At 70.1% G+C, this 1380-nt stretch carries 1 protein-coding gene; it reads left to right on the top strand.

What is annotated here, in order from left to right:
* Window positions 1-16: 16 nt before the first annotated feature.
* Window positions 17-1237, top strand: coding sequence for a TIGR03862 family flavoprotein (locus GSQ79_RS18015; RefSeq protein ID WP_246725417.1), 1221 nt, complete (start codon window positions 17-19; stop codon window positions 1235-1237).
* Window positions 1238-1380 lie beyond the last annotated feature (143 nt).

The raw sequence follows: 1380 nt of genomic DNA, 5'->3' as shown, positions 1-1380 counted from the left end.
AAACAACGAGCGCCGCGTGGCGGTCATCGGCGCCGGGCCGGCCGGGCTAATGGCCGCCGAAGTCGCGGCGACCGGCGGCGCGCGCGTCACGATCTACGATCGCATGCCCTCGGTCGGGCGCAAGTTCCTGCTGGCGGGACGCGGTGGTCTCAACATCACCCATAGTGAGCCGCTTGTCCCGTTCCTCGCGCGGTACGCCGAGGCCGAGCCGCATCTGCGGCCTTCGATCGAAGGCTGGACCCCGGATGCCGTGCGCGCCTGGTGCGAGGCTTTGGGACAGCCGACCTTCGTCGGCTCGAGCGGCCGGGTGTTTCCTTCCGCCTTCAAGACCTCGCCGCTGCTGCGCGCCTGGCTGCGCCGGCTCGAATCCCTTGGCGTCAGCTTCGCCATGCGGCATCGCTGGACCGGCTGGGACGCGGACGGCCGTCTGACGTTGGACGCGCCAGATGGGCCGGTGACCGTCGAAGCCAGCGCCACCATTCTGGCGCTCGGCGGCGCCAGCTGGCCGCAGCTCGGATCCGACGGCGGCTGGGTCGAGACGCTGCGTGGCGACGGCAGCGACGTGTCTGCGCTGCGCCCCGCGAACTGCGGCTTCGCCGTCGCCTGGTCCGACCTGTTTCGCGACAAGTTCGAGGGGCAACCGCTGAAGGGCATCGGCCTGCGTTTTGCCGGCCACAGCATCCGAGGCGAGGCGATGGTGACGCGCGCCGGCATCGAAGGCGGCGGCATCTACGCGCTATCCGCGCCGCTCCGCGAGGCGCTAGCCCGCGACGGCAAGGCGACATTGCACATCGCGCTGCTGCCGGATCAGTCGCAGGAGGCCATCGTGGCGCGGCTGCAGACCCGGCAGCCCAAGCAATCCGTCTCCAATGCCCTGCGCAAGGCGCTGCACCTGGCGCCTGTCGCCATCGCGCTGTTGCACGAGGCGGCGCAGGGGGCGCCGACCCCGCTTGCCGCGATGGAGCCGGCGGACCTGGCGGCGCTGGTCAACGCGGTGCCCGTGCGTCTGACGAAAACGATGCCGATCGCCAAGGCGATCTCGACGGCGGGCGGCGTGTTGTTCGCCGGTGTCGACGACCAGCTGATGCTGCGCCAGCGCCCCGGCACTTTCGTCGCCGGCGAAATGCTGGATTGGGAGGCGCCGACCGGCGGCTATCTGCTGCAGGCGTGTTTTGCCACCGGCGCGGCGGCGGGGCGCGGCGCGTTGAGGTGGCTGCAGCCGAATTCGTCGATTTGAACGTCTTTGGCAGGCGTCGCCGCGTCGATGTCTTCAGATCAGTTCCGCCTCGGACGCGCATCCCGCGGCAGGGCGCCATAGGCCGCTTTGAACCGTCGCCCGAAATGCGTCATGTCGGAAAAGCCCCAGTGGTAGGCAATCTC

The organism is Beijerinckia sp. L45, from assembly GCF_009765775.1.
Lineage (GTDB): Bacteria > Pseudomonadota > Alphaproteobacteria > Rhizobiales > Beijerinckiaceae > RH-AL1.
Note: the sequence above shows the minus strand (reverse complement) of the source record. Positions and strands in the feature narration are given on the sequence as shown.